The sequence below is a fragment of the Streptomyces sp. NPDC026417 genome, assembly GCF_055567695.1.
In genome coordinates, this window is record NZ_JBVHPY010000102.1 from 1 (window position 1) to 2521 (window position 2521).

Annotated in this window: 1 protein-coding gene; it reads left to right on the top strand. The window is 72.3% G+C overall.

Annotated features, from left to right (window positions below; all coding sequences use genetic code 11):
• A partial coding sequence (locus ACZ4NT_RS39095) for a type I polyketide synthase (protein WP_467730183.1) occupies positions 1–2521 on the top strand: 2521 nt, incomplete at both ends.

Sequence of the window (2521 nt, forward strand, 5' to 3'; positions counted from 1 at the left end):
CTACCACGACAACATCACCACCCTCACCACCACCCACCACACCACCACCCTCCTCGAAATCGGACCCGACGCCACCCTCACCCCCCACACACCCGAAGCCATCCCCCTACTCCGACGAGGTCGTCCCGAGGCCGATTCCGTCCTGCGTGCCCTGGCCGCCGCCCACGTACGAGGCGTCGACGTCGACTGGGCCCACGACCTGGGTGGCCGGGGCGGCCGGCCCGTCGGTCTTCCCACGTACGCGTTCCAGCGGCAGCGGTACTGGCTCGACACGGCACCGGGCTTGGAGTCGGGGTCGGGGTCGGGATCGACTGCGGTACCGGCGGCGGTCCCGCCGCCCGTCGAGGAGGCCCGGGTGGGTGCCCGGTCCGCTCCGGATCCCGTCGGCCTGCTCGACCTGGTCAGGACGCAGGCCGCGATCGTCCTCGGGCATGTGACCGGCGACGCGGTGGACGCGGAGCGCTCCTTCAAGGACCTCGGGTTCGACTCGCTGGCGTCGGTGGAGCTGCGTGACCGGCTCCAGGAAGCCACGGGGCTGAAGCTGCCGTCCGCGCTGGTCTACAACCACCCCACCCTGGATGCCGTCGTACGGCTGCTGCACGAGCGACTCGCCGGGGGCGGGGGGCGTCAGGACAGCGGCCCGGCGGCCGGCGCGGGATCCGCCGTGCCGGCGACCACCGACGACCCGGTCGTCATCGTCGGCATGGCCTGCCGCTTCCCCGGCGCGGTCGGCTCGCCCGAGGACCTGTGGGACCTGGTGTCCTCCGGTGGCGACGCCATCGGTCCCTTCCCGGACGACCGGGGGTGGGACCTCGACGCGCTGTTCGACCCGGATCCGGACCGGCCCGGGACGACGTATGTCCGCGAGGGCGGGTTCCTGCGGGACGCCGGTGCTTTCGATCCGGCGCTGTTCGGGATCAGTCCGCGGGAGGCGGAGGCCATGGACCCGCAGCAGCGGCTGCTTCTGGAGGCCGCGTGGGAGACCTTCGAACGGGCGGGCATCGCGCCGGACTCGCTGCGCGGGAGCCGGTCGGGGGTGTTCGTCGGTGCGACCGCGCAGGACTACGGACCCCGCCTTCATGAGCCGGCGGAGGGCTTCGACGGGTATCTGCTCACAGGCAGCACGGCGAGTGTGGCGTCCGGGCGTCTCGCCTACGCGTTCGGGCTCGAAGGGCCCGCGGTGACGGTGGACACGGCGTGCTCGTCGTCGCTGGTGGCTCTGCACCTGGCCGCTCAGGCGCTGCGCCAGGGTGAATGCGACCTGGCCCTGGCGGGAGGCGTCACCGTGATGGCGACGCCGGGGATGTTCCTGGAGTTCAGCCGGCAGCGGGGCCTGTCCGCGGACGCCCGCTGCAAGCCGTTCGCCGCGGCTGCCGACGGTACCGCGTGGGCCGAGGGTGTGGGTCTGCTGCTGGTGGAGCGGCTCTCCGACGCCCGCCGCAACGGACACCGCGTCCTGGCCGTCGTCCGGGGCTCTGCCATCAACCAGGACGGCGCAAGCAACGGACTGACCGCCCCCAACGGCCCCTCACAGGAGCGTGTCATCCGCCAGGCCCTCGCCCAGGCCGGCCTCTCCCCCGCCGACATCGACGCCATGGAGGCGCATGGGACCGGCACCAGGCTCGGCGACCCCATCGAGGCGGAAGCGCTACTCGCCACGTACGGGCAGGACCGGCCCTCCGAACGCCCCGTGTTGCTGGGCTCGTTGAAGTCCAACATCGGGCACGCCCAAGCCGCGGCCGGTGTCGGCGGCGTCATCAAGATGGTCATGGCGATGCGGCACGGCCGTCTGCCCCGCACCCTCCACGTCGACGAGCCCACTCCGCACGTCGACTGGAGCACCGGCGCCGTCCGACTCCTCACCGAGGACCAGGACTGGCCCGTCACCGATGAGGACCGGCCGCGCCGGGCCGCCGTCTCCTCCTTCGGCATCAGCGGCACCAACGCCCACGTCATCCTCGAAGGGGCCTCGGCAGACGCTCCGTCGACCGAGGCAGCCCCGGCCGTCCCCGCCCTCTGGCCGGTTTCGGGACACAGTCCGGAAGCGCTCCGCGCGCAGGCGGAGCGGTTGCGTGCGTACGTCGTGGACACGCCCACGGCCGATCCGGAGGCGATCGGCCGGGCTCTGACGGCCGGGCGGGCGGCGCTGGATCACCGTGCGGTCGTCCTGGCGGACGACCGGGACGAAGCACTGGACGCGCTCGCAGCGCTGGCCGAGGATCGCGAGCACCCGGCCGCCGTGCGCAGCGGACGCAGTACGGGTGGTACGGCGTTCGTGTACTCGGGGCAGGGCAGCCAGCGCCCCGGCATGGGACGCGAACTCTACGACCAGTACCAGGAATTCGCAGACGCCTTCGACGAGGTGTGCGCCGCCCTCGACCCCCACCTCGACCGGCCACTGAAAGACCTCATCTTCAGCGACGACAAAGCCATCCACGAAACCCGCTACGCCCAACCCGCACTCTTCGCCATCCAAACAGCCCTCACCCGCCTCCTCGCCCACTGGAACATCACCCCCCAC